We start from the raw sequence: 25953 nt of genomic DNA on the forward strand, positions 1-25953 counted from the left end.
TCATTTACACCTTTGATCCCGCGCCCGCACTAGGGTCGGAAACATGAGTGCCGACACCACCATTCCCGACATCTCCGCGACTCCCGCGTGGCAGGCGCTGCAGCGCCACCACGACGAGATCGGTGGTGTGCACCTGCGTGAGCTGTTCGCCGACGACCCGGCCCGCGGCACCGAACTGACGTTGAAGGTCGGCGATCTCTACATCGACTACAGCAAGCACCGCGTCACCCGCGAGACACTCGAGCTGCTGCTCGACCTGGCCCGCGCCGCCCGCCTGGAACAGCGCCGCGACGCGATGTACTCGGGGCTGCACATCAACACCTCCGAGGACCGGGCCGTGCTGCACACCGCGCTGCGGCTGCCCCGCGGTGTGGAGTTGGAGGTCGACGGGCAGAACATCGTCAAGGACGTCCACGACGTGCTCGACCGGATGGGCGATTTCACCGACCGGCTGCGCAGCGGCGAGTGGACGGGTGCCACCGGTGAGCGCATCACGACGGTGGTCAACATCGGCATCGGCGGGTCCGACCTCGGCCCGGTGATGGTGTACGACGCGCTGCGGCACTACGCCGACGCCGGGATCTCCGCACGCTTCGTGTCCAACGTGGACCCCGCCGACCTCGTCGCCAAGCTCGACGGACTCAACCCCGCCACAACGCTTTTCATCGTCGCGTCGAAGACGTTCTCGACGCTGGAGACGCTGACCAACGCGACCGCCGCGCGGCGCTGGCTCACCGAAACCCTCGGCGACGCGGCGGTGTCCAAGCACTTCGTCGCGGTGTCGACCAACAAGAAGCTGGTCGACGACTTCGGCATCAACACCGACAACATGTTCGGCTTCTGGGACTGGGTCGGAGGCCGGTACTCCGTCGACAGCGCGATCGGCCTGAGCGTGATGGCGGCGATCGGCAGGGAACGCTTCGCCGACTTCCTCGCCGGCTTCCACCTGATCGACGAGCACTTCAAGTACACGCCGCTGGAGTCCAACGCGCCGGTGCTGCTCGGCCTGATCGGGCTCTGGTACTCCGACTTCTTCGGCGCGCAGTCGCGGGCCGTGCTGCCCTACGCCAACGACCTGTCCCGGTTCGCGGCGTACCTGCAGCAGCTGACCATGGAGTCGAACGGCAAGTCGGTGCGGGCGGACGGAACACCCGTCACCACCGACACCGGAGAGATCTTCTGGGGCGAGCCGGGGACCAACGGCCAGCACGCTTTCTATCAACTGCTGCATCAGGGCACGCGCCTGGTGCCCGCCGATTTCATCGGCTTCAGCCAGCCCACCGACGATCTGCCCACCGCTGACGGCGACGGCAGCATGCACGACTTGTTGATGAGCAACTTCTTCGCCCAGACGCAGGTGCTGGCGTTCGGCAAGACCGCCGACGAGATCGCCGCGGAAGGCACCCCCGCTGACGTGGTTCCGCACAAGGTGATGCCCGGCAACCGGCCGACGACGTCGATCCTGGCGACCAAGCTGACCCCGTCGGTGGTGGGGCAGCTCATCGCGCTCTACGAGCACCAGGTGTTCACCGAGGGCGTGGTGTGGGGCATCGACTCGTTCGACCAGTGGGGCGTGGAACTGGGCAAGACCCAGGCCAAGGCGCTGCTGCCGGTGATCACCGCCGACGCGTCCCCCGAGGCGCTGTCCGACGGTTCCACCGACGCCCTCGTGCGGCACTACCGAGCGGAGCGAGGTCGATCAGCCTGAGCAGGACGGAACGGGGCCGTTCGGCCTAGAGACGAGTTCGGCGCGGAAACCTACGGTGTGCGTAGGTCTCCGCGCCGAGATCGCTGGATCAGGGTCAGCCGACGGGGATGGTGCCGCAGGCGCCGGGGACGATGCAGCCGCTGACGCCGCCGGGGCCGGCCGAGCCGGACGGTCCATTCGGGATCGCGCCGCTGGCGCCATCGGGGCCCGCCTCGACGGCCGGGCCACCGGGAACCACGGCTTCGGCGCCGCCCGGGCCCGCCTCAGCGGCCGGACCACCCGGAACGACGGCTTCGGCGCCGCCGGGGCCTGCCGCAGCGGCCGGACCACCGGGAACCGCGGCAGCATTGGCGCCGTCCGGACCCGCCGCCACGGCCGGGCCACCCGGAACCGCAGCTTCAGCGCCGTTCGGGCCTGCCGCAGCGCCCGTGCCACCGGGAACGGCGGCCTGTGCACCGCCAGGACCCGCTACAGCGGCCGGGCCGCCGGGGACCGCGGCGTGGGCGCCGTTCGGACCCGCGTTACCCACGGGGCCACACGCGACGCCCGGCGCACACGGCGGCGGGGCCGGCGGCTGAGCAAGAGCAATCGGTGCGGCTGCGATTCCTGCGGCAGCGACACCGGAGAACAGGACTGGTGTGAGCTTCGAAAGTTTCGCCATCATGATCAAAGGGTTTCCACACCGCTCCGGTGCTTAAACCGGCTACCGACAATTCGTCTTGTCAGCCGTTTCACATCACGCGAACTTGGCGGCGACCCTCGGTGGCAGCACCTTGAGCAGCAGCACCAGGGGCGCCCACGGCCACGACGGCACCGCGGCGCGGCCACGTTCGCGCTCGATGGCGTCGACCATCGCCGCCGTCCCGGTCTGGGTGTCGACCATCAGCCGGGTGGTCTCGGCCTTGGCGGTCATCTCCGATTCGATGTAGCCGGGTTCGAGCACCGACACCGTGATCGGGCTGCCGGCGTACTCGGCCCGCAGCGACTCGCCGAGTGACGAGACGCCGGCCTTGCTCGCGGCGTAGGCCGCGCGCACGCCGGGCACGCCCTTGTTGCCGAGCACCGAGGACACGAGCACCAGGTGCCCGCCACCCGCGGCGGTGAACATCTCGAGTGCCGTCTCGATCTGCACCAGTGCGGCGACCAGGTTGGTCTCGATCGTGGCCTTGTTCGCCCACAGCTTGCCCGTCCCCAGCCGGGCGCCCTTGCCGACACCGGCGTTGACGACGATGCGGTCGATGCCGCCCAGTTCCTCGGACAGCGCGGCGAACACCTGCGGCACCCGGTCGTGGTCGTTGACGTCGAGTGCGGCGACGGCCACCCGGATCGCCGGATGGCGGTCCTGCAGTTCGGCCTTGAGCTCCTCGAGGCGGTCGATCCGGCGCGCACACAGTGCGAGGTCACGGCCCTTGGCGGCGAACACCCTGGCCATTCCGGCGCCCAGGCCGGAACTGGCGCCGGTGATGAGGATCCTCTGCCTGGTCATCGGAGCAGCGTAGCGACCGGCCGCCGGCGCTACTTGACGCCCGGGATGCGTCGCAGCGCCTTGAGTCCCGCAGTCATCACCGTGGCGTAGCGGTCCGCGCGGATCCATGGCGGCGCACCGACGGGCAGCCCACGCTCGGTGGCGATGGTCTGGGACTCGGTGTATTTGAGGATGCCGTGTTCACCGTGGCGGCGGCCGACACCGGAGTCCTTCATGCCGCCCATCGGAGCGTCCACCGACGCCCACGCGGCGGCGTACGCCTCGTTGACGTTGACCGTGCCCGCCTGAAGCTTCGCCGCCACCCGCCTGCCGCGTTCCGGATCCTTGGTCCACACACTGAAATTCAGGCCGAACCGGCTGTCGTTGGCCTTGGCGATCGCCTCGTCCTCGGAGTTCACCCGGTAGACCGAGACCACGGGTCCGAAGGTCTCGTCCTCGTAGACGTCCATGCCCTGGCGCACTCCGGTCAGGATCGTCGGCTCGTAGAAGTACGGTCCGATGTCCGGCCGCGGCTGCCCGCCGGTGAGCACGGTCGCCCCCTTGGACTGCGCGTCGTCGACGTGTTGGCGGACCGTCTTCAGCTGGTTCTCGTTGATCAGTGAGCCCATGTCGGCGGAGTAGTCGAGGTCGGGCGTGAGCTTCAACGCCTGCGTGTACTCGACGAACCGCCCGATGAACGCGTCCCACAGCGCATCGGGGACGTAGATCCGCTCGATGGAGATGCACAGCTGCCCGGCGTTGGAGAAGGCCGCCTTGACCGCGCCGCGGGCCGCCTTCGCGGCATCGGCGTCGTCGAGCACCAGCAGTGCGTTCTTGCCACCCAGTTCCATCGAGTAGTCGATCAGCCGCTCCGCGGCCTGCTTGGCGACGGTCCGCCCGGTGCTCGTCGAACCGGTGAACATCAGGAAGTCGGACTGCTCGATGATCGGCGTGCCCAGTTCCGATCCCGGCCCGGTGACGGTCTGCACCAGTCCCGGGGGCATTCCGGCCCGTTCGAGCAGCTGCACCGCCCACAGGTGGGAGAACGGCGTGCGGTCGTCGGGCTTGGCCAGCACCGCGTTGCCCGCGACCAGCGCTGGCAGCGCGTCACTGATGCCGAGGGTCAGCGGGTAGTTCCACGGGGAGATGACGCCCACCAGTCCCTTCGGATGGTGGTGCTCCCACACCTCGGTGAGCATCAGCTGCACACCCTGGCGGCGCTTCGGCCGGAGGTACTTCTCGGCGGTGTTGGCGTAGTAGCGTGCGGTCAGCGCGACGTCGATGACCTCCTCGAACGCATGACGGCGGGCCTTGCCGTTCTCCAGCTGGATGAGGTCGAGCACCTCGTCCTGATGTTCGAGGACCAGGTCGTGCAGCCGGACCAGCACCTGTGCCCGTTCGGCGACAGGACGGGCCGCCCAGTCCTGCTGCACGGCGCGGGCGCGTTCCGCCGCAGCGGCGACGTCCTCGGCGGTGCAGTGCGGCACCTGCCCGAGCGGACGGCCCGTCATCGCGTCGGTGATGTCGCGCTTGCGGCTGGAGTCGGCCGCCTGGACCCGGCCGGGCAGGTCGGCGAGGAGCGCGGCCACGCGGGGATGGGCGGTGCTGAGGGTCGTCATGGCAGTCCTTCCGGTCAGACGACAGGGATACCCGCACGGGAGACCGGCAAGCGCGCTACTTGAGCAGTCGCGACATCCGCCGGTCGGCGAGCACCTTCCCGGCGGTCTGGCACGTCGCGCAGTACTGGAACGACTTGTCCGCGAACGACACCTCGCGCACGGTATCCCCGCAGACCGGACACGGCAGCCCGGTGCGCGCGTGCACCCGCAGCCCGGAACGCTTCTCGCCCTTGAGGGTTGCGGCCTGCTGACCCACCGACCGCGACACCGCATCGGTGAGCACCGAGATCATCGCGTCGTGCAGCGAGCCCAGCTGCGCGGCGGTGAGCTTGTTGGCGGTGGCGAACGGCGAAAGGCGCGCCACGTGCAGGATCTCGTCGCTGTAGGCGTTGCCGATCCCGGAGATCACCTTCTGGTCGGTGATGACGGTCTTGAGCCGGCCGCTGTTGCCCGCCAGCAGCAGTCCGAGGTCCTCGACGGTGAGTTCGAGTGCGTCCGGTCCGAGTCCGGCGATGCCCGGCACCGTGTCCGGGTCGGTGACCAGCCAGACCGCCAGCCGCTTCTGGGTGCCGGCCTCGGTCAGGTCGAAGCCGGGCGCCTCGCCGGGCGTGCCGAGGTGGACGCGCAGCGCGATCGGCCCCTTGCCCGGCTTCAGCGGAGCGGCGGCGAGCTTGTCCGACCAGCGCAGCCAGCCGGCCCGGGACAGGTGGGTGATCAGGTGCAGGTCGCCGAATTGGAGGCCGAGGTACTTGCCCCACCGGTTGGCGCCGGTGACCTCGCGGCCGTGCAGCGCGGTGATGGGCGGGTCGAATGTCTTGAGCACCGAGAAGGCCGAGACGTCGACGCGGCCGACCGTCAGGCCGACGGCATGGCGGCGGAGGTGGTCGGCCAGCGCCTCGACTTCGGGGAGTTCAGGCATGGAACCAGTGTGCCCCTCAGCGGTCGGCCAGCAACCGGCCCGTGACCAGCGACAGCACCCAGCTCACGAGGGACAACACGATCGCCGCCCAGATGGCCGTCCACCAGAAGTGGTCGATGTAGAGACCCCAGTGCGTGGTGTGCTCGGTGATCGAGGCGGTGATCCACAGCATCAACGCGTTGATGACGACGTGGAACAGCCCGAGCGTGAGGATGTAGAGCGGTATCGACAGCAGCTGCACGATCGGCTTGATGATCGCGTTGACCACGCCGAAGATCAGCGCGACCACACCGATGATGCCGATCTCCTGCAGCCGGTTGTCGGCGCCGACGAAGCTCATTCCCGGCACGAACCAGGTGACGAGCCACAGTGCGAATCCCGTGACCACGGTGCGGAGCAGGAACCCCATGCGGTGATCCTGCCACGAACAGGACTCGCGTCAGGGGCGCAGCAGGTAGGTGTCCATGATCCAGCCGTGCCGCGAGCGGGCCTCGGCGCGGATCTCGGCGATCGTCTCTCCCACCTCGCCAACGGTGCCCGCCACGAGGATCTCGTCGGGTGTGCCGAGGTAGGCGCCCCACCAGATCCGCGTCGCAGGGGGGCAGAGCCGGAATGCGCAGTCCGCGTCGAGCATCACCACGGCGGCGCCGTCCAGTCCGTGCTCACGCAACCGGCGGCCGGTGGTGATCAGCACAGGCTCGCCGACATCGTTGAGCGGGATGCGGTGCCGTGCGGTGAGGGCCTGGATGGCGGTGATGCCGGGCACCACGTCGTAGTCGATGTCGACGTGTGCGCCGACCAGGTCGAGGATGCGCAGCGTGCTGTCGTAGAGCGACGGGTCGCCCCAGGCGAGGAAAGCGCCGACGCCGTCCGGGTCGAGCTCGGTCGCGATCGCCTCGGCCCAGATCCGGGCGCGCTCGGCGTGCCAGTCCGCGACGTTGCGCCGGTAGTCGCCGTCGGCGGCGCGCTTGGGGTCGGGCAGTTCCACGAACCGGTAGCCGGGCGTGGCGATGAACCGCTCGCAGACGTCCCGGCGCAGCGCCACCAGATCGCTCTTGGCGTCGCCCTTGTCGGCGGCGAAGAAGACCTGGGTGTCGTTGAGTGCGTCGACGGCCTGGGCGGTGAGATAGCCGGGGTCGCCCGCGCCGATGCCGATGACGTGGATGCGTCGGGTCACGCTGCGAAGTATGCGGCACCGGTGTTGGGCGGCGACGTGGGAACAGGCTGTGGTCTCAACACTGCGGTTGCATCCGGCTGTCACCTTGCGAGGGGATGGAACGCAACCTATTCACCCACCGCCACTTCGGACGCTACGCCGCAAAGCGGTGACAGTCCACGAATTCCGTAGCGGAGATCGGTATAAACCACGGATTTCGTAGCTCAGGCCAGCATGCCGTCTCGAAGTTTGGCAAGGGACCTCGCCAACAACCGCGACACGTGCATCTGTGAGATGCCGAGGCGCTCCGCGATCTGGGTCTGCGTGAGCGACTCGAAGAACCGAAGCCGGATGATGGTGCGCTCGCGTTCGGGCAGGGCGGCCAGCAGCGGGCGCAGCGCCTCCCGGTTCTCGATGTTGGCCATGTCGGGGTCGTTGCCACCGAGCGTGTCGGCGAGCACTGGTCCGCTGTCGTCATCACCTCCGCCGCCGGTGGCCGCGTCGGTGGACAGCGTCCGATAGCAACTGCCGGCGATCAGACCCTCCACCACCTCGGCGCGGTCGAGTCGGAGTTCGGCGGCAATCTCGCTCGCGGTCGGCGCGCGGTTGAGCCGCTGCGACAACTCGGCCACTGTCGCGCCGAGCAGCTGATGACGCTCCTTCAACCGTCGCGGCACGTTCACCGACCAGCCGCTGTCGCGGAAGTACCGCTTGATTTCGCCCATAATCGTCGGCACCGCGAAGGACAGGAAGTCGACGCCCTTGTCCACGTCGAACCGGTTGACCGCGTTGACCAGTCCGAGCCGGGCGATCTGCACGAGGTCGTCGCGTGGTTCGCCGCGATTGACGTACCGCTGCGCGCAGTGTTCGGCCAGTGGGAGGCACCGGGCGATGATGCGGTCACGCTGGCGCTGGTGTTCGGCCGAGCCCTCCGGCAGCAATGCGAGGCCGGCGAACAGCACGAGAACGTCCTCGTAGTCGGACGGTCTGGACTGAGGCCGACGGCGCCCGCTCCGTTCCTCACGCGTCCGCTCGATCGTTGTCATGGTTCAGGAGTACCCATAGCGCGCGGTCGCATTTTGCTGATGCGCGTCAATTAGCGTAGCGGGGACATCACCATAAGTCATCTCATGCAGGCGTTATGGCAGTTGATGGCGTTAGCTGCCAGCCGAGAACGCTGCGTGAATTGGCTACCGGGAACCACCGCGTTTCGCTAATCGCACCTGGATTCAGGACTCGTCGCCGCCCCTGCTGCGCCGCAGCGCGGCGGCGCGCTCGATGTCCTTCTCCTCGGCGGCCTCGTTCTTCTCGACGACGCGGGTGTCCCGCGGGGGCAGCTGCAGCTCGCGTTCGGCCGGCAGGCCGGCCTGCAGTTGCCTGCCCCGCTCGAGTTCGGCGTCGAGTTCGGCGCCGAACAGCAGCGCCAGGTTGGTGATCCACAGCCAGAGCAGGAAGACGATCACGCCGGCGAGTGCGCCGTAGGTCTTGTTGTAGCTCGCGAAGTTGGCGACGTACAGGCCGAAGCCGAGCGACGCGACCATCCAGGTCAGTATCGCCACGCCGGCGCCGATGCTGATCCACTTGAACTTCGGCTGCTTCACGTTGGGGGTGGCGTAGTAGAGCACCGCGACGGCCAGCACGACGAACAGCAGGATCGCCGGCCACTTCACCACGCTCCACAGCGTCACCGCGGCGCTGCCCGCACCGATCGCGTCGCCCACCGCACGGGCGACGGGTCCGCTCACCGCCAGCATGAACGCCACCGCGGCCACCGACACGACACCGGCCAGCGTCAGCACCAGCTGCAGCGGCCGCAGCTTCCACACCGGGCGGCCTTCCTCCACCTCGTACATGCGATTCATCGCCCGGCCGAAGGCGCCGACGTAACCCGATGCCGACCACAACGCGCCCGCCAGGCCGAGGATCAACCCGAGGCCGGCCTGCGGCGACTCGACGAGCTGTTGGATCGGCCCGCGCAGCGTGTCGAGGGCCGACGACGGGGCGACGTCGTCGACGGTCTGCAGCACCGCATCGGTGGTGCGCTGACCCTGACCGAAGACGCCGAGCAGCGACACCATCGCCACCAGCGCCGGGAAGAGCGAGAGCACCGCGTAATAGGTCAGGGCGGCTGCGAGGTCGGTGCACTGGTCCTGCTGGAATTCGCGTGCGGTCTTGCGCAGCACATAGAACCAGGACCGTTTGGTGAGGTCGGTCGGCGAGTCGGGTTTGCGCGGGTCGTCGGGGTCCGGAGCGCGGTCCCGATCGTCAGTGGTGACGGTCATATCCGGCGCGTTTACCCCCGGCTCCGGAGGTCAAACGCCTACCGTGGGTATCCGGTACCGCGAGTATTGACCGAGGTCGGTTCCGTCACTAACTTCACTTACATACCGTCCGGAAGGGAAGTCGACGATGACCGCATCGGTGAAGCCCACTGGCCCTACCCGCGCGGAGTTCTCGGAGCGGCTGCTCAAGGGCTCGGTGAAGAAGTCCTACGCCCCGGTCGTCGACATCGACTGGGACGCGCCGCTCGACCCCGACAAGTTCTATCTGCCGCCCAGGGTCGTGTCGCTGTACGGAACGCCGTTGTGGGACAGCATGTCCCGCGAGCAGCGGATCGAGCTGTCGCGACAGGAGCTGGTGAACACCCTGTCGGCGGGCATCTGGTTCGAGAACATCCTCAACCAGGCGCTGCTGCGCAAGATGATGCACCAGGACCCGACCGCCCGCTCCACCCACTACGAGTTGACCGAACTGGGCGACGAGACGCGCCACATGATCATGTTCGGCAGGGCCATCGAGCGAGTGGGCGCCAAGCCGGTCCGCCCGAAGCTCTACCAGCGGGTCATCATCAACATGCTGCCGATGGCGTTCCAGGGCTCGCTGCTGTGGGTCGCCGCCCTGATCGGTGAGGAGATCTTCGATTCACTGCAGCGCCAGATGATGGACGACCCCGAATTGCAGCCGATGGTGCAGCGACTCATGCGGATCCACGTGACCGAGGAGGCCCGGCACATCCAGTTCGCCCGCGACGGACTGCGCAAGCGCGCACCGCACATGCGGCGCGTCAGCAGGTGGTGGGCGGCCAACATCAACGGCGCAGGCGGACTGTTCTTCCGCCATCTGTTCAGCAACCCGGTGCCCTATGCACGGGCCGGGCTCGATGCACGCGAGGCGCGCCGCCTGGTCCGCGCCAGCCCGCACCGCCGCGAGGTGCAGATCACCGGCTTCGCCCCGCTGGCCGCCTTCCTCGACGAGGTCGGTCTGCTCGGGCCGGTCGCGCGGCGGCTGTGGCGGCGCACCGGCTTCCTTCCGCAATGACCCACCGCGTCGCCATCGTCAGCAACGGATCAGGTTCGCGAACACGGGATGTGCTGCAGCACAGCGGGGTCACCGACGTCGTCGTCGTCAACGGGGTGACCGACCGGTCCTTCGACCGCACCGCCCACACCTGGACCCTGCGCACCGGCGACGGTACCGAGCATCGCGCGCAGATCGTCGTCGACGAACGGCCGGCCGAGCACACCCCGGTGCCGTACCTCGGCATCGCCGTGCACGGGATGCCGAATCACTTCCTGCTCAGCGGACCCGACCACGGCGGCAAATCGCGCTACATCGTCGAGTGCCTCCGGACTATGGAAAGCCGTGGCAGCACCCGGATCGAGGTGCGCCACAGCACCCAGCAGGTCTACAACGACAAGTCCGGCAGCGGCCGCGAGGTCATCCCATGGCGGCGGCTCGCCAGGAAGATTCCGTCGGCATTTCACATGAGCTCCTCTCCCACGCTGGACGACGAGGTGTTCGACGGGCCGGTCGTGGTGCACATCGGAGACGACGAGTTCGAAGGACGGGCCCGACTTTCCGGCCACCTCGATCCCATCGACGGCAGGTACCACTGGCAGGGAACGCTTTTCGGCGAGTTGCCGGAGGATGTGGTGTCGAGAACAGTGACCGTTGGCATCGACGATCGCCGCGCCGACGGCCGCATCACCGAGCGCACGCCGTCGGGCTACTCGGTGACGGGGGTCGGCGCGCCGCCGTTCCCGCTCGACGACGTCGAGGTCACGCTGCCGCAAGCCTGATGCGGCGGGCTATGACGGCCCGCTGCGCTCGGCGCTCACCTGTGCGCCGACCCGGTCCTCGGCGGGGCTGTCCCCGTCCTCGCGGCTCAGCGCATCGACCACCTTCTCCGCTTTCTCGTCGGGCATCAGCGGTGGCAGCAGCGGCGTCGCGGCGTCGACCATCGCCTCGATGACGAACGGTCGGTCGGCGCTCAGCGCCCGCTCCCAGGCCTCTGCGGCCTGGCCGGATTCGGTGATGCGGGCGCTCCCCAGTCCGAGTAGCTCGGCGTACGCAGCGTAGGGGAATTCCGGAACCTTCTGAGATGCTGGGAATCTGGGGTTGCCCTCCATCTCGCGCTGCTCCCATGACACCTCGGTCAGGTCGCGGTTGTGCAGCACCAGCACGACGAATCGCGGGTCGGGCCACTGCCGCCACCGGTCGGCGAGCGTGATGAGTTCGAGCAGTCCGTTCATCTGCATCGCACCGTCACCGACCAGGGCGACGACGGGCCGGTCGGGCGCATCGAGTTTCGCGGCGATGCCGTAGGGCAGTGCGCATCCCATCGACGCCAGGTAACTCGACACATGGGCGGGCACACCGCGGGGCAGCCGCAGATGCCTGGCGTACCAGTACGTCGACGATCCGACGTCGACGGCCACCCGCGCGTTGTCGGGCAGCAACTCCGTCAGCGCCCCGACGACGGCCTCGGGGTTGGCGCCGGTTCCCACCACATCGCGGCGGTCGGACGCCAGCTGGTCCCAGTGCCGCACCCAGTCGTTCACGCGGCGCTGCCATTCGCGGGCGTCGTTGCGGGTGAGCATGGGTAGCAGTGCCGAAAGGGCATGTGCCGCATCGCCGATCACCGGCGCTTCGACCGGGTACTTGGCGCCGACGACGCGCGCCTCGACGTCGATCTGCACCGCGCGGGCCTGCCCGGGTGCGGGGTAGAATTCCGTCCACGGGTCGTTGCAGCCGACGATCAGCAGGGTGTCGCACTCGGCCATCAAATGCGCGCTGGCGGTGGTGCCCAGGTGGCCCATCACGCCGGTGTGCCAGGGCGCCGACTCGTCGAGCACCGGCTTGCCGAGCAGCGAGACGGTGACGCCCGCGCCGAGAATGTCGGTGACCGCGGCGATCTCGTCGACCGCGCCCGCGCCGCCCCGGCCCACCAGCAGGGCGACCCGCTCCCCCGCGTTGAGCACGTCCGCGGCGGCGCGCAGCTGTTCTTCGGGTGCGCGCACCTGCGGCCTGGCCGCGACGGCGGCCGACGGCACCACACCGTGGCTGTGTTCGAGCTGCTCGGGCATCTTCGCCTGCTGCACGTCGTGCGGGATGATGAGGCATGTCGGCGTCGAGGTCGCCAGCGCGGTGCGCATCGCGTTGTCCAGGGCCATCAACGCTTGCTCGGGTGCGAACACCGTCTGCACGTACTGCGCGCAGACGTCCTTGAACAGCGCGTGCAGATCCACCTCCTGCAGGTAGCCGCTGCCGAGCGCGGTGCTGACCACCTGCCCGACGATCGCCACCACCGGCCTGCGGTCGAGCTTGGCGTCGTAGAGGCCGGCCAGCAGATGGATGGCGCCCGGTCCCTGGGTGGCCGTGCAGACGCCGACGTGACCGGTGTACTTGGCGTGTCCGCACGCCATGAACGCCGCCAACTCCTCGTGCCGGGTGGCGATGAACTCCGGCGCACCCGAGCGCTGCAGCGCGCCGAGCAGGGTGTTGATGCCGTCACCGGCGTAACCGAACACGCGGGTGATGTCCCAGTCCCGCAGTCGCGCCACGAGCGCGTCAGCGACTGTCTGCTCCGATGCCATGCCGTGCGCTTACCCCGGAGTGTGCACGCGGGTCAGCTGGGATTCTCGTTCGTCAGCGCGTGAAAGCCCTTGGCCTGGGCGCGGGCCAGCGACGCGCGGACCAGACCGACGATCATGCCCTGCACGGCTGCGGCGATGAAGATCTCCTTCGCGGAGCTCTGCAGATCCATCGGCTCCGGCGGCTCCTGGCCGGACGGGTTGGCCCGCTGCCAGATCTCGGTGAAGATCTTCCCGGCCAGCAGGCCTCCGACGATGCTGCTGGCGAGGGCTAACGGCTTGTACATGGTTTTGGCGGCGCTCACGCTGACGATGTTCCCGGGTGGGCCAAAGCCAAACCTCGAACTAGAACACGTTCTAGTATTCGGGGGACACCCGACAACGAGGAGACGACGTGCGGTTCACCTACGCCGAGGCCATGACCGACCCGACGTTCTACATCCCGTTGGCGAAGGCGGCCGACGAGGCCGGCTACCACGCCATGACCATCCCGGACAGCATCGCCTACCCGTACGAGTCGGACTCGACGTATCCCTACACCCCCGACGGCGACCGCACGTTCCTCGACGGCAAGGCCTTCATCGAGTCCTTCGCGCTGATCGGTGCGCTGTCCGCGGTGACCACGCGGTTGCACTTCAACATCTTCGTGCTGAAGCTGCCGATCCGCCCGCCCGCCCTGGTGGCCAAGCAGGCCGGCTCGCTGGCCGCGCTGTTCGGCAACCGGCTCGGCCTTGGCGTCGGCACCAGCCCGTGGAAGGAGGACTACGAGATCATGGGGGTTCCGTTCGCCCGCCGCGGCAAGCGGATGGACGAGTGCATCGACGTCATCCGCGGCCTCACCACCGGCGAGTACTTCGAGTACCACGGCGAGTTCTACGACATCCCCAAGACCAAGATGACGCCCGCGCCGAGTGAGCCGATCCCGATCCTGATCGGCGGGCACGCCGAGGCGGCGCTCAAGCGCGCGGCCCGCAACGACGGCTGGATGCACGGTGGCGGCGACCCCGAGGAACTCGACACGCTGATCAAGCGCATCCAGCAGCTGCGCGAAGAGGAGGGCCGGGACGGCCCGTTCCAGATCCACGTCATCTCCATCGACGGGTTCAGCGCCGACGGCGTCAAGCGCCTCGAGGACAAGGGCGTCACCGACGTCATCGTCGGATTCCGCATCCCCTACATCAAGGGACCCGACACCGAGCCGCTCGACGCCAAGATCCGCAATCTGGAGTGGTTCGCCGAGAACGTGATCGCCAAGCTCTGATCCGGTTGCGATGCCGCCGTCTGGGTAACCGCTCATAGATGGCCGGTACGGACGAGCAGCACAACGGCGCCCTTCGGGGCGTGGTGGCCGTCGGCGCGTCCGCAGGCGGAGTGGAGGCGCTGAGCACGCTGGCCGCCGGACTCCGCGCCGACCTGCCGTACGCGGTTGTGATGGCGCTGCACCTTCCTCCGACCTCACCCAGCGTGCTGCCCCGGATCATCGACCGCGCCGGACCGCTTCCCGCCGTCGCGGCAACCGACGGCGCACACCTGCAGCCCGGCCAGATCACCGTCGCCGTCCCCGGCCGCCACCTCCTCGTCGTCGGCCACCACGTGCGGCTCTCGGAGGGCCCGACCGAGAACGGCCATCGCCCGGCGATCAACGCCCTGTTCCGCTCGGTCGCCCTGGCGTTCGGGCCGCAGGCCTTCGGGGTGCAGATGTCGGGTGTGCTCGACGACGGCGTGCTGGGGCTGGGCGCGATCCGTTCCCGGGGTGGGACCACCGTCGTCCAAGATCCCGACGACGCGGCGTTCCCGGCGATGCCGCGCAACGCCCTGAACGCCGGGGTCGTGCATCACCAGGCGTCGGCCGCCGACATCGGCGCACTGCTGACCACGCTGGTCGACCGAGAGACCGAGGAACGCGAGATGGAACCAGACATCGGCATGGAACTCGAGAACCGCATCGCGATGGGCAGCAGGTTCGACATGTCCATCGACTCCGAGGCCCTCGGCCCGCCGTCGGGCTACACCTGCCCGGACTGCAACGGGTCACTGATGACAGTGAGCGAGACCGGCTTCCGCTGCCGCGTCGGCCACGCGTGGTCGGCCGAGACGCTGCTCGCGGCGCGCGACGACGAGATCGACAACGCACTGTGGATCGCCCTTCGCAGCCTGCAGGAGAAGGCGCGAATGGCGCGAAAGCTGGCCGACAACGTCGGTCCCGGCCTACTGGGTCAGCGCTACACCCAGGTGGCCGACGAGGCCGAGCACGCGGCGACGGTGCTGGGGCAACGACTCGCGGCTGTGACCCCGTCGGCGGGTGGGCAGGATGACCGCTGACCCAGGGCGGATCGCCGTGGCCACCGCTTCGGTGGCCGAGGCGACGGTGCTCACCCCCGACGGCGTGCTGGACACCAGAACGTATCTCCCACTGCGGGACAGCATCATCAAGGCCGCTCTGGACGAACCGCGCGCGGTGATCGTGGACATCGCGCATCTGGAGGTGCCGGCCCAGTCCGCGCTCGCGGTGTTCACCAGCGCCCAGTGGCACGTGCAACGCTGGCCGGAGGTGCCGGTCGTACTGGTCTGTGCGGACGCCGCCTGCCGGGACATGCTCGCGCACAATGGCGTGACTCGTTACGTCCCGGTGCACCCGACCATCGGCGCTGCCCTTGCCGCCCTGTCCGCGCCCACCAGACCGTACCGGCGTCGCGCCCGGACCGAACTCCCTGCCGAGCCGCTGAGCCTTCGCCGGGCACGTGATCTGGTGGGCCTGTGGCTGACCGCCTGGTCGCACCAGGATCTGGTGCCGGTCGCCAAAGTGGTGGTCACGGTCCTCATCGAGAACGTGCTCGCCCATACCTGCAGCCCGGCGGACCTGCGGGTGGAGACCGACGGTACCGCGGTGACCGTGGCGGTGGCCGACGCCAGCCACACGCCGCCCGGCCTCCGTGAGGATCCCGCGGCCGACCCCGGCCCGTCCGGCCTCCAGGTGGTTGCCGCCCTGTCCCGGATGTGGGGAACGGCACCGACGCCGACGGGCAAGACGGTGTGGGCGGTGGTGGGCTCGGAGAACCGGTTGTAGCGCGTAGCGGTCGGTGCGCGGCGTATGGTCGGCGCACGGCACGAATCGGACAGCGGGGACAGAACCTTTAACGGCGAACCAGACGAGGCATTCGAGGCCCTGCTGAGATTCCTGCGCGATTCGCGGGGCTTCGATTTCACCGGCTACAAACGGACGTCGCTGGTGCGGCGGGTGCGGCACCGGATGGACCAGGCCGGCTACCAGACGTTCGAGGAGTACCTCGACGTGCTGCAGGCCAGCGCCGACGAGTTCTCGGCGCTGTTCAACACCATCCTGATCAACGTCACCGCCTTCTTCCGCGACCCCCCGGCCTGGGATTTCGTCCGCGATCACGTGATTCCCACACTGCTCGCCGACCGGGGACCCAACGATCCCATCCGTGTTTGGAGCGCGGGGTGCGCGTCGGGTGAAGAGGCCTACAGCATGGCCATCCTGCTGGCCGAAGCCGTCGGACCTGAGGCATTCCGGCGGCGGGTGAAGATCTATGCGACCGACGTCGACGAGAACGCCCTCGCTGCGGCGCGTGCCGGACACTACTCCGAGAAGAGCCTCGAGGCGGTGCCGAAGGAGTTGCGCGACAAGTATTTCGAGGCCGGCAACGGCCGGTTCGGCTTCCGCAAGGATCTCCGTCGCGGGGTCATCTTCGGACGCAACGATCTGGTCAGGGACGCGCCGATCTCCCGTGTCGACCTGCTCAGCTGCCGGAATACGCTGATGTACCTCAACGCCGAGACGCAGAGGTCCGTGCTCGACCGGCTGCACTTCGCCCTGGCGCCCCAGGGTGTGATCTTCCTCGGGCACGCCGAGATGCTGTTGAGCCACACCGACCGATTCACCGCGATGGACATGGACAGCCGGGTCTTCCGCAAGGCGCCCGGCTCCCACACCAATATGGAGAGGCACAACCTGGACAGGCCACAGGCCCGCCACGGCGACCTGTCCGGTCTCGACCCGTTGCGCGATATGGCTTTTCGCACTGGTCCCATTCCGCAGATCGTGGTGACCGGGGATGACACCGTCGCGATGATCAACGAGCAGGCCGAGCGGATCTTCGGTCTATCGCTGCGCGACGTCGGCCGACTGCTGCGCGACCTCGAGGTGTCCTACCGGCCGATCGAGCTGCGGAACTACCTGGAGCAGGCCAAGGCGGAACGCCGGTCGGCCATCATCCAGGACGTCCAGTGGCAGCGCGCCGGATCCGCCACCACCTGGTACGAGGTGCACGTCAATCCGCTGATCGATACCGACAACAAAGCCGTCGGGGTGTCCATCGCCTTCTTCGACGTCACCACCACACGCGGGCTGCTGGACAAGGTCACCGAGGGCAGCCGGCAACTCGAGTCCGCCTACGAAGAGCTGCAGTCCACCAACGAGGAACTCGAGACCACCAACGAGGAACTGCAATCCACCATCGAGGAACTCGAGACCACCAACGAGGAGCTGCAGTCCACCAACGAAGAGCTCGAGACGATGAACGAGGAGTTGCAGTCCACCAACGACGAACTCCACACCATCAACGACGCGCTGCGGGAACGCGGTATCGAACTCGACGAGGCGCGGACCTTCCTCGGGTCCCTGCTCACCTCGATCCACCTCGGCGTCCTCGTGGTGGACCGGGAGATGCGGGTCGTCGTGTGGAATCGCGGCTGCGAGGACCTCTGGGGCATCCGGTCGGATGAGGCCATCGGAGCCCCGCTCGGCGGCCTGGACTCCGGCTTGCCGATGACCGAGGTGAAACCCCTGATCGGTAAGGCGTTCGTGGACGCCGACGCCAGCGAGGAGACCGTCGTCGAAGCGATGAACCGACGCGGTCGCACGGTCTCGCTGCGAGTGACCTGCCGTTCTTTCGTAGAAAACGGTGCGATCAGCGGCGCGCTGCTGCTGATGGAGGCGCAGGGCTAGGCCCGGACGACTAACGCAGCCTGTCGGAGTCCTCGGCCTCGAGTTTCGTCTGTTCGGCGGCCGCCGCGTCGTGGTACTCAGCGGAGTCCCGGTGGCGCGCCGCCGCGTCCTGATGGCCGCCGGCATCAGCGTCACCGGCGGACACTGCCGCCTGCTCGTGCGCTGCCGCCGCACGGCGATGTGACTGCCCCGCCTCCGCGTGTCTGCCCGCGGACGCCTTGTGCGCTGCGACGGCCCGCTCGAGGGCCTGTTGGGCGCGCTGCCGGGCCTGCTCGACGGTCTTCTCGGTGGACGTGGCGCCGTGCGCGAGTTGGTCACTGCGCCTGCGTAATTCGTCTGCACGGGCAGCAGCGGCCTGTCCGCGGGCGATCGGCGACTCGGCGTCGGGCTCGGGCGTCATGCGCCCGGGCTCATGTTCTCGACGTGCTGCACGACTGATCCCTGGGTTTCGCCGACACGGCGATCCGTTCCGTTGATGGTTCGCCCAACGGTACGCCGAACGGGTGCCCCCATCGGCGGATGTGTCAGTCGCGCAGGGTGGCGTGCGGGCTGCGGCCGTATGCCTCGCGGTACATCACGGCGAATCGGCCGGTGTGGGCGAAGCCCCACTTCGCGGCGATCGCGGTCACGGTGTCGCATTTGCGGTCGGCTGCGATCAGGTCCCGATGAGCCCGAGCCAGGCGGGTCCTCCGCAGGTACTGCAGCGGCGTCGTCTCCAGGTGGCGGCGGAACATGTACTGCACCGCCCGCGGCGAGACGTGCACGGCCAACGCGATGTCGTTGAGCGCGATGTCGTTGGTGGCGTTCTCCTCGATGTAGGCGATGGCACGACGCAGCAAGACTGGCGTGGCATCGGTCCGGTCGTGCGCCGCCGAGTCGTCCGGCACGACGCCCGGGAAGGCCGACAGCGTCACCGCGCCGAGCAGTCGGCCGGCATGCCCCAACACCAGGGGCGTCGCCTTCGTGTCGTCGGCCAGCACGCAGTCCCGCACATAGGTGACCGTGTCGCGCCACATCCTGGCGGCGGCCGCGCTGACCGGCGTGAACCGCTCGAAGCGCAGCGACCCGGACCGGACGGCGTCGAGCTTGCCGTGTGCCGCGCCGACGACGAGGGCGGGATCCAGCAGCAGCACCGTCGCGGTCAGGTCCTCCGACAGCGCCTCGTACGGCAGAGCGGGCTGAGACATGAGTGCGACGTCACCGGCAGCGGCTGCGCCGTCGATCCCGCCGCAGTGGCCGGACACCCGCCCGGCGCTGGGCCATACCGCCATCACCCGATTCAGGGCGTCGGGCGTGGCCTCCACCGTGCCCGGCATCCGCATCTCGTCGATGACGAACGATCCGGCGTCGGTTCGCCCGTGACGGAGCAGCGGCGCCTCGACCAAGTGTTCTGTCGTGCGATGCAGGCGCATCCGCGCCTGATAGGCCGCGTCGAGATAGGGCCCGACCTCGTGGGGATCGCTCAGCTCGACACTGGATCGCGTCGGCCGGCTGTGCATGTTCGTGTGCTTGTCAATCATGATCACCTCGGCGGGGGTGACGCAGTTCGGAGCTTGTGTGCTGAACCCCCGGGACTGCGCTCCACCTTAGCCGGTACCGGCGATCCCGGCCCGCATGTCACAGGTTTGTCAGACTTCTCCAAGCCGCCGTTGAGGTGGTCTAACCTGCCGGTCGAGATACCAGGGCATCGATCGCCGACGGGCTGAGCACCCGGTCGAGCACCATGGCGGCGCTGCCGATCACGCCGGCCCGGTCACCGTGGGTCGAGGGCACCACCTGCAGCGTCCGGGTCGCCAGCGCTGTCGCGTTGCCGTACAGGGTCGCCCGCATCCCGGCGACGAAGATGTCGTACGCGCCGACCATGTCGCCGGCCACCACCAGCACCGCCGGGTTGAGCAGATTCACCGCGCCGGCCAGCACCTCTCCGACGTGGCGGCCGCTGTCGCGGATCAGCCTGCGTGCCTCGGCGTCGCCCGCGTTCGCCAGGTCCACCACGTCACGCAGGTGCCCGACGTCGCGGCCCTGCGCCCGCATGGCTGCGACCAGAGCCCAGCCGCCGGCAATCGCCTCGAGGCACCCGGTGTCGCCGCAGCGGCACGGCGCACCCGCGGCTGCGGCTGTCTTGTTGTGCCCGAACTCTCCCGCCGCGTGCGCCGCGCCCCGCAACAGCGCACCGCCGGCGATGATGCCAGCGCCCAGCCCGGTCGACGCCTTGACCACCAGCAGGTCGTCGATCGGCGGGCCCTCGCCGCGGCGTTCGGCGAGCGCGATGGCGTTGGCGTCGTTGTCGATCACCACGGGCGCGGCCGTGAGGTCACGGAAGTAGGGGGCAAGCGGAATGCCGTCCCACCCGGTCATGATCGGCGAGTCCAGGCTGGCGCCGCGGGTGCCGTCGATGCTGCCGGGCAGGCTCAACCCGACGCCGAAGACCGCGTCGTGGCGCCGCCCGGCCTCGCGCAACAGCGCGTCGAGGCGCGCGGTGACCAGTGGCATCAGGTCGTCAGGCCGGCAGCCGGGCTCCTGGTCGATGTCGCCGACGGCCAGCATGTCGCCCGCCAGGTCGCACACCGCAAGGCGGACCCGGCTGCGCCCGACCGCGGCCGACAGCACCACGCCCGCGTCGGCGTTGAACGAGACGAACGAGGCGGGGCGGCCACCGGTCGAGGGCGCCTGCTCGCGCTCGTCGACCAGGCCGTGCGCAGCGAGGGCGGCCACCCTGGCCGACACCGCCGTCCGGGAGAGCCCGGTCAGCTGACCGAGTTCGCCGCGCGTGACGTCGCGCCGCGTCCGGATCAGGTCGTACAGCTCGCCGGTGGATGCCGGTGAGAGTCGCAGTGCAGGCACAGTTGCAGCGTAACCTCGGCCACTTTTGTCTTTCAAGTGCCTAATTCGATTGGCCAGTGGGCAGAAGTCTCGTTACCGTGGCCACATGACGGTTTCCCTGGATCGACCTTTGTCGGTCGTCGCGCCCGCGCCGGCCGTGCGGTGGCTCGCGGTGTTCGCCCTGGCGCTCGGCGGGTTCGGCATCGGCACCACCGAGTTCGTCGCGATGGGCCTGCTGCCCGACATGGCGTCGAGCCTGGGCATCACTGAACCCACCGCCGGTCACGTCATCTCCGCCTACGCACTGGGCGTCGTGGTCGGCGCACCACTGATCACCGCGCTCACCGCGCGGATGAACCGCAGGACGCTGCTGCTCGGCCTGATGACGGTGTTCACGGTCGGCAATCTCATCACCGTCGTCGCCCCCACCTACGGAACGCTGATGGCGGCCCGCTTCGTCGCGGGCCTGCCGCACGGGGCGTTCTTCGGCATTGCCGCGCTGGTCGCCGCCCACCTGATGGGACCGAAGAACCGTGCCAAGGCGGTCGCGCACGTGATGACCGGCCTGACCCTGGCCACCGTGCTTGGTGTGCCGATGGCGTCCTGGCTGGGCCAGTGGCTCGGCTGGCGGGCCGCCTTCGCCCTCGTCGTCGGCATCGGCGCGCTGACCGTGACGGCGCTGTGGTTCTGGCTGCCCACACTGCGGTCGATGCACGCCACCAGTCCGATGACCGAACTCGGCGCGCTGCGCCGGGTTCAGGTCTGGCTCGCCCTGCTCATCGGCATGGTCGGCTTCGGCGGCATGTTCGCCGTCTACACCTACGTCGCCACCACCATGACCGACGTCGCCGGCCTGTCCCGCGGACTCGTCCCGCTGGCGCTGATGATGTTCGGACTCGGCATGGTGGTCGGCAACTTCGTCGGCGGCTGGGCCGCCGACCGGTCGGTGATCCGCGCGCTCTATGCCTCGATCGGGACGCTCGCCGTGGTGCTGGCGCTGTTCGTCGCGGCCGCCCACCACCCCGTCACCGCGCTGATCGGGTTGTTCGCGGTCGGCGCCGCGGGGTCCGCGGTCGCCCCGGCACTGCAGACCCGGCTGATGGACGTCGCCCACGGCGCGCAGAGCCTTGCCGCCGCGCTGAACCACTCCGCGCTGAACATCGCCAACGCCACCGGCGCCTGGGTCGGCGGCCTGGTGATCGCCGGCGGCTACGGCTACACCGCGCCCGCCGCCGCAGGCGCCGCGATGGCCGTCGCCGGCCTCGTCGTGCTGACCCTCTCGGTGGCGCTGGGGCGACATTTGATCAAATGACCCCCATGTCCGTACTCGACGCATTCCGCCTGGACGACAAGGTCGTCATCGTCACCGGTGCCTCGTCCGGCCTCGGGGTGTCGTTCGCCCGGGCGTGCGCCGAGGCAGGCGCCGACGTGGTGCTCGCCGCCCGCCGGGTCGAGAAGCTGGCCGACACCGCCGAACTGGTGCGCGGCACCGGCCGCCGTGCACTCACCGTCGCCACCGACGTGGTCGACCCCGAACAGTGCCAGGCGATGGTCGACGCCGCGATGACCGAGTTCGGGCGCGTCGACGTGCTGGTGAACAACGCCGGTGTCGGCACCGCGGTGCCCGCCACCCGCGAGACCCCCGACGAGTTCCGCGCGGTGGTGGACATCAACCTCAACGGCTCCTACTGGGCGGCGCAGGCGTGCGGACGGGTGATGCAGCCGGGCAGTTCGGTGATCAACATCTCGAGCATCCTGGGCATCACCACCGCGGGACTCCCGCAGGCGGCCTACAGCGCGAGCAAGGCCGCGATCTCCGGGCTCACCCGCGACCTGGCTCAGCAGTGGGGCGTTCGCAAGGGCATCCGCGTCAACGCGATCGCGCCCGGCTTCTTCAAGTCCGAGATGACCGACCAGTACAAGCCGGGCTACCTCGAGAGCGTCATCGAGCGGGCCGCCCTCGGGCGCGTCGGGGACCCGGCGGAACTCGCCGCGACGCTGGTGTGGCTCGCCTCGCCCGCAGGCGGGTACGTGACCGGGCAGACGATCGTCGTCGACGGCGGCGTCACCATCACCTGATTTTCACCCCGGTAGCCATTTTTTATGCGTTTCCTATGAGCTGCTGGGTTATTCTCTCGCGCCTCCATAGATTGGTTTCAGGAGCTTTTCCAACCAATCAGTCGGAGGAACAGAGAAATGAACAAATTCGCCGTCGCCACGATCACCGCGGGCGCCATGGCCTCGATGACGCTGGCGCTCACCGCGACCGCCACCGCCGCTCCGACCGGGTGGTCGGACGCCGAGCAGACCGTGGACACGCTGCGCAGCAGTGGGTATCGCGTCCAGGTCAACCGCAGTGGCACCGCTCCGCTGTCCCAGTGCACCGTCGACTCCGTGCGCAGGGGACCGACTCCCATCGGCCCCAACGTCGGATCGCCCTCGGATGACCGGAACATGGCGGTGACGGTGGTGGTGAACGCGAGCTGCTGAATTCGCCGGCGCACCGATGCGAATTCATGGCACGGACTCCCGTGCCATGAATTCGCATTTCTTTTTCTATACGGGCTTCAATTCCTGCGCCGGTACCAGCACCGGCAATCGAATGCGGAATGTGGTCGTGCCGCCGCCGGACTCCGCCGTGATCGAGCCGTCGTGCGCTTCGATGATCGACGCGGTGATGGACAGGCCGAGGCCGAAGCTGCCGGCCTCCCGGGAGCGCGACTTGTCCGCCCGGACGAACCGCTCGAACAGGTGCGGCAGCAGGTCGGCCGGGATGCCCGGCCCGTCGTCGGAGACGGTGAGCTCGACGTGCCCGGACCCGTCACCGTCCCGGCCGACCGCGAGGCCGGCGGTGACCGTGGTGCCGGCAGGGGTGTGCACCCGCGCATTGGCCAGCAGGTTGGCCACCGACTGGTGCAGTCGCGCGCGGTCTCCGCGCACGACGACGGGACCCTCGACGTCGGTCACCCAGCGGTGCGTCGGCGCGGACACCGCGGCGTCGTTGACGGCGTCGACCACCACGTCGGCGAGGTCGACGTCGGTGCGGTCGAGGTCGTGCCCCTCGTCGAGGCGGGCCAGCAGCAGCAGGTCGGCCACGAGTGCGTTCATCCGAAGCGCCTCGGCCTCGATGCGGGCCAGCGAGTACTCCGTCGTCTCGGGCAGCACCGCACTGTCCTGCCGGGTGAGCTCGGCATAGCCCTGGATCGCCGCCAGTGGGGTGCGCAGTTCGTGGCTGGCGTCGGTGATGAACTGCCGCATCCGCCGGTCCGAGGCGGCCACGTCGCCGAGCGCCCGCTCGACGTGGTCGAGCAGCCGGTTCAAGGTGTCGCCGACGAGGCCGACCTCCGTGCGCGGGTCGGTGTCACCGGCAGGCACCCGCGGGGTGATCGCGTAGTTGTCCCGGTCGAGGGGAAGCAGGGCCACCTCGGCGGCGGTCGCCGCGACACGGCGCAGCGGGCGCAGGGCGAAGCGGACGATGGCGACCGTGCTACCCGCCGTGACCAGCAGGGCGAGCACGGTGAGGACGGTGACGATCGCCGTCTCGCGGATCATCGCCTCCCACGCCGGAGTGCGTGACACGCCGGTCACGAGGATCTCGCCGCCGTCACCGGGGCGGCTGGCCATCCGGTACCAGCCAAGGCCCGGCAGTTCGACGCTGCGCGGCTCGGCGCCGTCGGGCGCCGTGTCGGCGACCGCCTCCACGGCGTCGGCGGGAACCGGACGCGCCTCGCCGTCGACGAAGTACGCCGAGTCGACGACCTCGCCGCCGCGGATCAGCGCGATGACGTTCCCGGGAGCCTGGCCGACGAAGTTCGCCAGCGGCTTCGTGGTGCCCGGCGGCGGCAGCTCACCCGTCGTCGGCAGCGGCGTGCTGCGGTACTTGGTCACGCCGTTGCTGAAATTGTCGGCGGCGCCGGACAACTGGCCGTCGATGATCCCGAGCACCGAGGCCCGCAGCGTCAGCACCGACATCGTCCCGATCGTCGCCACCGCGATCATCACCACCAGCGAGACGCCGACGACGAGTTGCCGCAGCAGGGTCCAGCTCCGCCAGATACGTGTCATTCTGCGGGCCGCAGCAGATAGCCGACCCCACGCACGGTGTGGATCATCGGGTCCCGTCCGGAGTCGATCTTCTTGCGCAGGTACGACACGTAGAGGTCGACGACGCTCGACTTGCCGCCGAAGTCGTAGTCCCACACCCGGCGGAGGATCTCGTTGCGGGTCAGTGCCTTCCGGGGATGCTGCATCAGGTAGCGCAGCAGCTCGAACTCGGTCGACGTCAGCGGGATGGGAACGCCGGCCCGGTACACCTCCCGGCTGGTGCCGACGAGCTCGAGATCGCCGACGGTCAGGTGCTCTTCCGAATCCGGGGTGAGGTAGGCGTTGCGCCGCAACAGCCCCCGCAGCCGGGCGACCAGCTCCTCGAGGCTGAACGGCTTGGTCATGTAGTCGTCGCCGCCGGCCGTCAGCCCGGTCACCCTGTCGCGCACCGAGTCCCGTGCGGTGAGGAAGAGGATCGGCGTGTAGGTGCCCGACGACCGGATCTGCTGCAGCACGCCGAAGCCGTCCGTGTCCGGCAGCATGATGTCGAGAACCAGGATGTCCGGACTGTGCTCTCGGTACTTGGCCACCGCCTCGCCGGCGTCGTGGGCGACCTCGATGGCCCAGCCCTCGTACTGCAGCGCCATCCGCACCAGATTCGTCAGCGCACGTTCGTCGTCGACCAGCAGGACGCGGATGGGTGACCCGTCGGGCCGGCACATCTTCGGCAGCTGGCCGAGGACGGGCCGGCGTGGACCGGTACCACTGTCGGTCGGCACAGACGTCATCCGACCATTCTCGCGAGCGCCGCGTGGCCGGTCACGCGTCTCATAGAGATTTCACATGTGCGCACATCCGCCGGCGCGGGTATGCGGTCGCCGTGGCACACCAGTCCTTCGCCTTCCGTTTCGACCCGCGCTACCGGATCGCGGCGCTGCCGTTCGGCATCTGGCCTTCGCGATGCGGCGTCGACGTCGGGTCCGACCGCCTCACCGCCAGGTTCGGGCCGTGGCGGCTGGAGACGGCTCTCGAGAACGTCGCCGACGTCACCATCACCGGGCCCTACCAGTTCATCAAGACGGCGGGCGCCGCACACCTCTCGATCGCCGACCGGGGCCTCACCTTCGCCACCAACGGCGACCGTGGTGTGTGCCTGGAGTTCCGGACGCCAGTCCCGGGCATCGAACCCACCGGACGCCTCAGGCATCCCAGCCTCACCGTCACCGTGGCGGACTGCGACGCGCTCGCCGCCGCGCTGCGCGAACACCTGGCCTGACAGTCTGCGACGGCCCGGCGACCCTTACCCGGCGGACAGTAAACCCTTCCCCGGTGGCGCCGGATTCTGGCTCGGCGGCGATTACGCGGTCAGGACGACAT

26 protein-coding genes and 1 pseudogene are annotated in these 25953 nt (G+C 69.0%); 11 read left to right on the plus strand and 16 right to left on the minus strand.

The genetic code is table 11. The features are described 5' to 3' along the window. The first annotated feature begins 43 nt into the window (after window positions 1-43). Window positions 44-1708 (plus strand): glucose-6-phosphate isomerase, encoded by a 1665-nt coding sequence (gene pgi, locus O6P37_RS02775; RefSeq protein WP_269892616.1) that lies wholly within the window; start codon window positions 44-46, stop codon window positions 1706-1708. Window positions 1709-1802: 94 nt separating this feature from the next. Here pgi and O6P37_RS02780 read toward each other — a convergent pair whose 3' ends face one another. The 9 genes and pseudogenes from O6P37_RS02780 to O6P37_RS02820 form a co-directional block, all read right to left on the minus strand. Then, the gene (locus O6P37_RS02780) at window positions 1803-2081 is read right to left on the minus strand and encodes a hypothetical protein (protein ID WP_269892617.1); all 279 of its coding nucleotides are present in this window, start codon (window positions 2079-2081) and stop codon (window positions 1803-1805) included. A gap of 363 nt (window positions 2082-2444) precedes the next feature. Continuing rightward, window positions 2445-3194, minus strand: coding sequence for an SDR family oxidoreductase (locus O6P37_RS02785; protein ID WP_269892618.1), 750 nt, complete (start codon window positions 3192-3194; stop codon window positions 2445-2447). A 29-nt stretch (window positions 3195-3223) separates the two neighbouring features. Continuing rightward, window positions 3224-4792 carry a succinic semialdehyde dehydrogenase gene (locus tag O6P37_RS02790; protein ID WP_269892619.1) on the minus strand — a complete coding sequence of 523 codons (1569 nt, stop codon included), beginning with the start codon at window positions 4790-4792 and terminating at the stop codon, window positions 3224-3226. A 55-nt stretch (window positions 4793-4847) separates the two neighbouring features. Further along, on the minus strand, window positions 4848-5315 hold the full coding sequence (locus O6P37_RS02795) for a zinc finger domain-containing protein (protein WP_269893153.1): 468 nt from the start codon (window positions 5313-5315) through the stop codon (window positions 4848-4850). Between the two features lie 153 nt (window positions 5316-5468). Then, window positions 5469-5711, minus strand: a pseudogene (locus O6P37_RS02800) (DNA-formamidopyrimidine glycosylase family protein); the annotation flags it as partial. 16 nt (window positions 5712-5727) lie between these two features. Next, a complete protein-coding gene (locus O6P37_RS02805) occupies window positions 5728-6120 on the minus strand; it encodes a phage holin family protein (protein ID WP_269892620.1) in 393 nt (130 codons plus the stop codon). 30 nt (window positions 6121-6150) lie between these two features. Beyond that, a complete protein-coding gene (cobF, locus tag O6P37_RS02810) occupies window positions 6151-6888 on the minus strand; it encodes a precorrin-6A synthase (deacetylating) (RefSeq protein WP_269892621.1) in 738 nt (245 codons plus the stop codon). 203 nt (window positions 6889-7091) lie between these two features. Further along, a complete protein-coding gene (locus tag O6P37_RS02815; protein ID WP_269892622.1) occupies window positions 7092-7913 on the minus strand; it encodes a SigB/SigF/SigG family RNA polymerase sigma factor in 822 nt (273 codons plus the stop codon). 183 nt (window positions 7914-8096) lie between these two features. After that, the gene (locus O6P37_RS02820; protein WP_269892623.1) at window positions 8097-9149 is read right to left on the minus strand and encodes a YihY/virulence factor BrkB family protein; all 1053 of its coding nucleotides are present in this window, start codon (window positions 9147-9149) and stop codon (window positions 8097-8099) included. 127 nt (window positions 9150-9276) lie between these two features. Here O6P37_RS02820 and O6P37_RS02825 point away from each other — a divergent pair, with 127 nt between their 5' ends. Next, window positions 9277-10185 (plus strand): AurF N-oxygenase family protein, encoded by a 909-nt coding sequence (locus O6P37_RS02825; protein ID WP_269892624.1) that lies wholly within the window; start codon window positions 9277-9279, stop codon window positions 10183-10185. Beyond that, entirely contained in the window at window positions 10182-10946 is a 765-nt protein-coding gene (locus O6P37_RS02830; RefSeq protein WP_269892625.1) for a DUF4873 domain-containing protein, read from the plus strand. Before O6P37_RS02825 ends, O6P37_RS02830 begins: the two co-directional genes overlap by 4 nt. Window positions 10947-10955: 9 nt before the next feature. On the opposite strand, the gene O6P37_RS02835 is transcribed toward O6P37_RS02830, so the two are convergent. After that, window positions 10956-12743 (minus strand): thiamine pyrophosphate-requiring protein, encoded by a 1788-nt coding sequence (locus O6P37_RS02835; RefSeq protein ID WP_269892626.1) that lies wholly within the window; start codon window positions 12741-12743, stop codon window positions 10956-10958. Between the two features lie 32 nt (window positions 12744-12775). Next, window positions 12776-13045: a DUF4235 domain-containing protein gene (locus O6P37_RS02840; protein ID WP_264010719.1), complete on the minus strand. Its 270-nt coding sequence runs from the start codon at window positions 13043-13045 to the stop codon at window positions 12776-12778. Between the two features lie 89 nt (window positions 13046-13134). Here O6P37_RS02840 and O6P37_RS02845 point away from each other — a divergent pair, with 89 nt between their 5' ends. From O6P37_RS02845 to O6P37_RS02860, 4 genes are read left to right on the plus strand one after another with little or no spacing between them, the layout of a single operon-like run. Then, window positions 13135-14001 carry a TIGR03619 family F420-dependent LLM class oxidoreductase gene (locus O6P37_RS02845; protein WP_269892627.1) on the plus strand — a complete coding sequence of 289 codons (867 nt, stop codon included), beginning with the start codon at window positions 13135-13137 and terminating at the stop codon, window positions 13999-14001. A 38-nt stretch (window positions 14002-14039) separates the two neighbouring features. Further along, window positions 14040-15062, plus strand: coding sequence for a chemotaxis protein CheB (locus O6P37_RS02850; protein WP_269892628.1), 1023 nt, complete (start codon window positions 14040-14042; stop codon window positions 15060-15062). Next, the gene (locus O6P37_RS02855; protein ID WP_269892629.1) at window positions 15052-15807 is read left to right on the plus strand and encodes an STAS domain-containing protein; all 756 of its coding nucleotides are present in this window, start codon (window positions 15052-15054) and stop codon (window positions 15805-15807) included. Before O6P37_RS02850 ends, O6P37_RS02855 begins: the two co-directional genes overlap by 11 nt. 24 nt (window positions 15808-15831) lie before the next feature. Continuing rightward, window positions 15832-17709, plus strand: a complete 1878-nt coding sequence (locus O6P37_RS02860) for a CheR family methyltransferase (protein WP_269892630.1) — start codon at window positions 15832-15834, stop codon at window positions 17707-17709. Window positions 17710-17719: 10 nt separating this feature from the next. On the opposite strand, the gene O6P37_RS02865 is transcribed toward O6P37_RS02860, so the two are convergent. The 3 genes from O6P37_RS02865 to O6P37_RS02875 all read right to left on the minus strand — a co-directional run bounded on the left by O6P37_RS02865 (window position 17720) and on the right by O6P37_RS02875 (window position 20553). Next, window positions 17720-18109, minus strand: coding sequence for a hypothetical protein (locus O6P37_RS02865; RefSeq protein WP_269892631.1), 390 nt, complete (start codon window positions 18107-18109; stop codon window positions 17720-17722). Window positions 18110-18233: 124 nt separating this feature from the next. Then, window positions 18234-19229 (minus strand): helix-turn-helix transcriptional regulator, encoded by a 996-nt coding sequence (locus tag O6P37_RS02870; RefSeq protein ID WP_269892632.1) that lies wholly within the window; start codon window positions 19227-19229, stop codon window positions 18234-18236. Window positions 19230-19368: 139 nt separating this feature from the next. After that, window positions 19369-20553, minus strand: a complete 1185-nt coding sequence (locus O6P37_RS02875) for an ROK family transcriptional regulator (protein ID WP_269892633.1) — start codon at window positions 20551-20553, stop codon at window positions 19369-19371. 85 nt (window positions 20554-20638) lie between these two features. On the opposite strand from O6P37_RS02875, the gene O6P37_RS02880 reads away from it, so the two are divergent. The 3 genes from O6P37_RS02880 (at window position 20639) to O6P37_RS02890 (ending at window position 23022) form a co-directional block, all read left to right on the plus strand. Then, window positions 20639-21844 carry an MFS transporter gene (locus tag O6P37_RS02880; protein WP_269892634.1) on the plus strand — a complete coding sequence of 402 codons (1206 nt, stop codon included), beginning with the start codon at window positions 20639-20641 and terminating at the stop codon, window positions 21842-21844. Window positions 21845-21849: 5 nt separating this feature from the next. Then, window positions 21850-22611, plus strand: a complete 762-nt coding sequence (locus O6P37_RS02885; RefSeq protein WP_269892635.1) for an SDR family NAD(P)-dependent oxidoreductase — start codon at window positions 21850-21852, stop codon at window positions 22609-22611. A gap of 117 nt (window positions 22612-22728) precedes the next feature. Next, complete coding sequence (locus tag O6P37_RS02890; RefSeq protein ID WP_269892636.1) at window positions 22729-23022, plus strand: hypothetical protein; 294 nt, start codon at window positions 22729-22731, stop codon at window positions 23020-23022. 66 nt (window positions 23023-23088) lie between these two features. Here the strand turns inward: O6P37_RS02890 and O6P37_RS02895 are convergent, their stop codons facing one another. Together O6P37_RS02895 and O6P37_RS02900 are read right to left on the minus strand one after the other, a co-directional pair. Then, the gene (locus tag O6P37_RS02895; RefSeq protein WP_269892637.1) at window positions 23089-24597 is read right to left on the minus strand and encodes a sensor histidine kinase; all 1509 of its coding nucleotides are present in this window, start codon (window positions 24595-24597) and stop codon (window positions 23089-23091) included. After that, window positions 24594-25364 carry a response regulator transcription factor gene (locus O6P37_RS02900; RefSeq protein ID WP_269892638.1) on the minus strand — a complete coding sequence of 257 codons (771 nt, stop codon included), beginning with the start codon at window positions 25362-25364 and terminating at the stop codon, window positions 24594-24596. Before O6P37_RS02900 ends, O6P37_RS02895 begins: the two co-directional genes overlap by 4 nt. A gap of 92 nt (window positions 25365-25456) precedes the next feature. Here O6P37_RS02900 and O6P37_RS02905 point away from each other — a divergent pair, with 92 nt between their 5' ends. Next, complete coding sequence (locus O6P37_RS02905; protein WP_269892639.1) at window positions 25457-25852, plus strand: hypothetical protein; 396 nt, start codon at window positions 25457-25459, stop codon at window positions 25850-25852. The last annotated feature ends 101 nt before the right edge of the window (window positions 25853-25953 follow it).

Source organism: Mycobacterium hippophais (genome assembly GCF_027529605.1).
Taxonomy (GTDB): Bacteria; Actinomycetota; Actinomycetes; order Mycobacteriales; family Mycobacteriaceae; genus Mycobacterium; species Mycobacterium arseniciresistens.

What these genes read in the sequence shown, in the direction of transcription:
- O6P37_RS02820 (WP_269892623.1), bottom strand. Translation starts at nt 9,149, where the DNA reads ATGACCGTCACCACTGACGATCGGGACCGCGCTCCGGACCCCGACGAC.
- O6P37_RS02880 (WP_269892634.1), top strand. Translation starts at nt 20,639, where the DNA reads ATGACGGTTTCCCTGGATCGACCTTTGTCGGTCGTCGCGCCCGCGCCG.
- pgi (WP_269892616.1), top strand. Translation starts at nt 44, where the DNA reads ATGAGTGCCGACACCACCATTCCCGACATCTCCGCGACTCCCGCGTGG.
- O6P37_RS02850 (WP_269892628.1), top strand. Translation starts at nt 14,040, where the DNA reads ATGGCCGGTACGGACGAGCAGCACAACGGCGCCCTTCGGGGCGTGGTG.
- O6P37_RS02835 (WP_269892626.1), bottom strand. Translation starts at nt 12,743, where the DNA reads ATGGCATCGGAGCAGACAGTCGCTGACGCGCTCGTGGCGCGACTGCGG.
- O6P37_RS02855 (WP_269892629.1), top strand. Translation starts at nt 15,052, where the DNA reads ATGACCGCTGACCCAGGGCGGATCGCCGTGGCCACCGCTTCGGTGGCC.
- O6P37_RS02860 (WP_269892630.1), top strand. Translation starts at nt 15,832, where the DNA reads ATGGTCGGCGCACGGCACGAATCGGACAGCGGGGACAGAACCTTTAAC.
- O6P37_RS02885 (WP_269892635.1), top strand. Translation starts at nt 21,850, where the DNA reads ATGTCCGTACTCGACGCATTCCGCCTGGACGACAAGGTCGTCATCGTC.
- O6P37_RS02890 (WP_269892636.1), top strand. Translation starts at nt 22,729, where the DNA reads ATGAACAAATTCGCCGTCGCCACGATCACCGCGGGCGCCATGGCCTCG.
- O6P37_RS02870 (WP_269892632.1), bottom strand. Translation starts at nt 19,229, where the DNA reads ATGATTGACAAGCACACGAACATGCACAGCCGGCCGACGCGATCCAGT.
- O6P37_RS02900 (WP_269892638.1), bottom strand. Translation starts at nt 25,364, where the DNA reads ATGACGTCTGTGCCGACCGACAGTGGTACCGGTCCACGCCGGCCCGTC.
- O6P37_RS02830 (WP_269892625.1), top strand. Translation starts at nt 10,182, where the DNA reads ATGACCCACCGCGTCGCCATCGTCAGCAACGGATCAGGTTCGCGAACA.
- O6P37_RS02790 (WP_269892619.1), bottom strand. Translation starts at nt 4,792, where the DNA reads ATGACGACCCTCAGCACCGCCCATCCCCGCGTGGCCGCGCTCCTCGCC.
- O6P37_RS02895 (WP_269892637.1), bottom strand. Translation starts at nt 24,597, where the DNA reads ATGACACGTATCTGGCGGAGCTGGACCCTGCTGCGGCAACTCGTCGTC.
- O6P37_RS02805 (WP_269892620.1), bottom strand. Translation starts at nt 6,120, where the DNA reads ATGGGGTTCCTGCTCCGCACCGTGGTCACGGGATTCGCACTGTGGCTC.
- O6P37_RS02815 (WP_269892622.1), bottom strand. Translation starts at nt 7,913, where the DNA reads ATGACAACGATCGAGCGGACGCGTGAGGAACGGAGCGGGCGCCGTCGG.
- O6P37_RS02865 (WP_269892631.1), bottom strand. Translation starts at nt 18,109, where the DNA reads ATGACGCCCGAGCCCGACGCCGAGTCGCCGATCGCCCGCGGACAGGCC.
- O6P37_RS02825 (WP_269892624.1), top strand. Translation starts at nt 9,277, where the DNA reads ATGACCGCATCGGTGAAGCCCACTGGCCCTACCCGCGCGGAGTTCTCG.
- O6P37_RS02785 (WP_269892618.1), bottom strand. Translation starts at nt 3,194, where the DNA reads ATGACCAGGCAGAGGATCCTCATCACCGGCGCCAGTTCCGGCCTGGGC.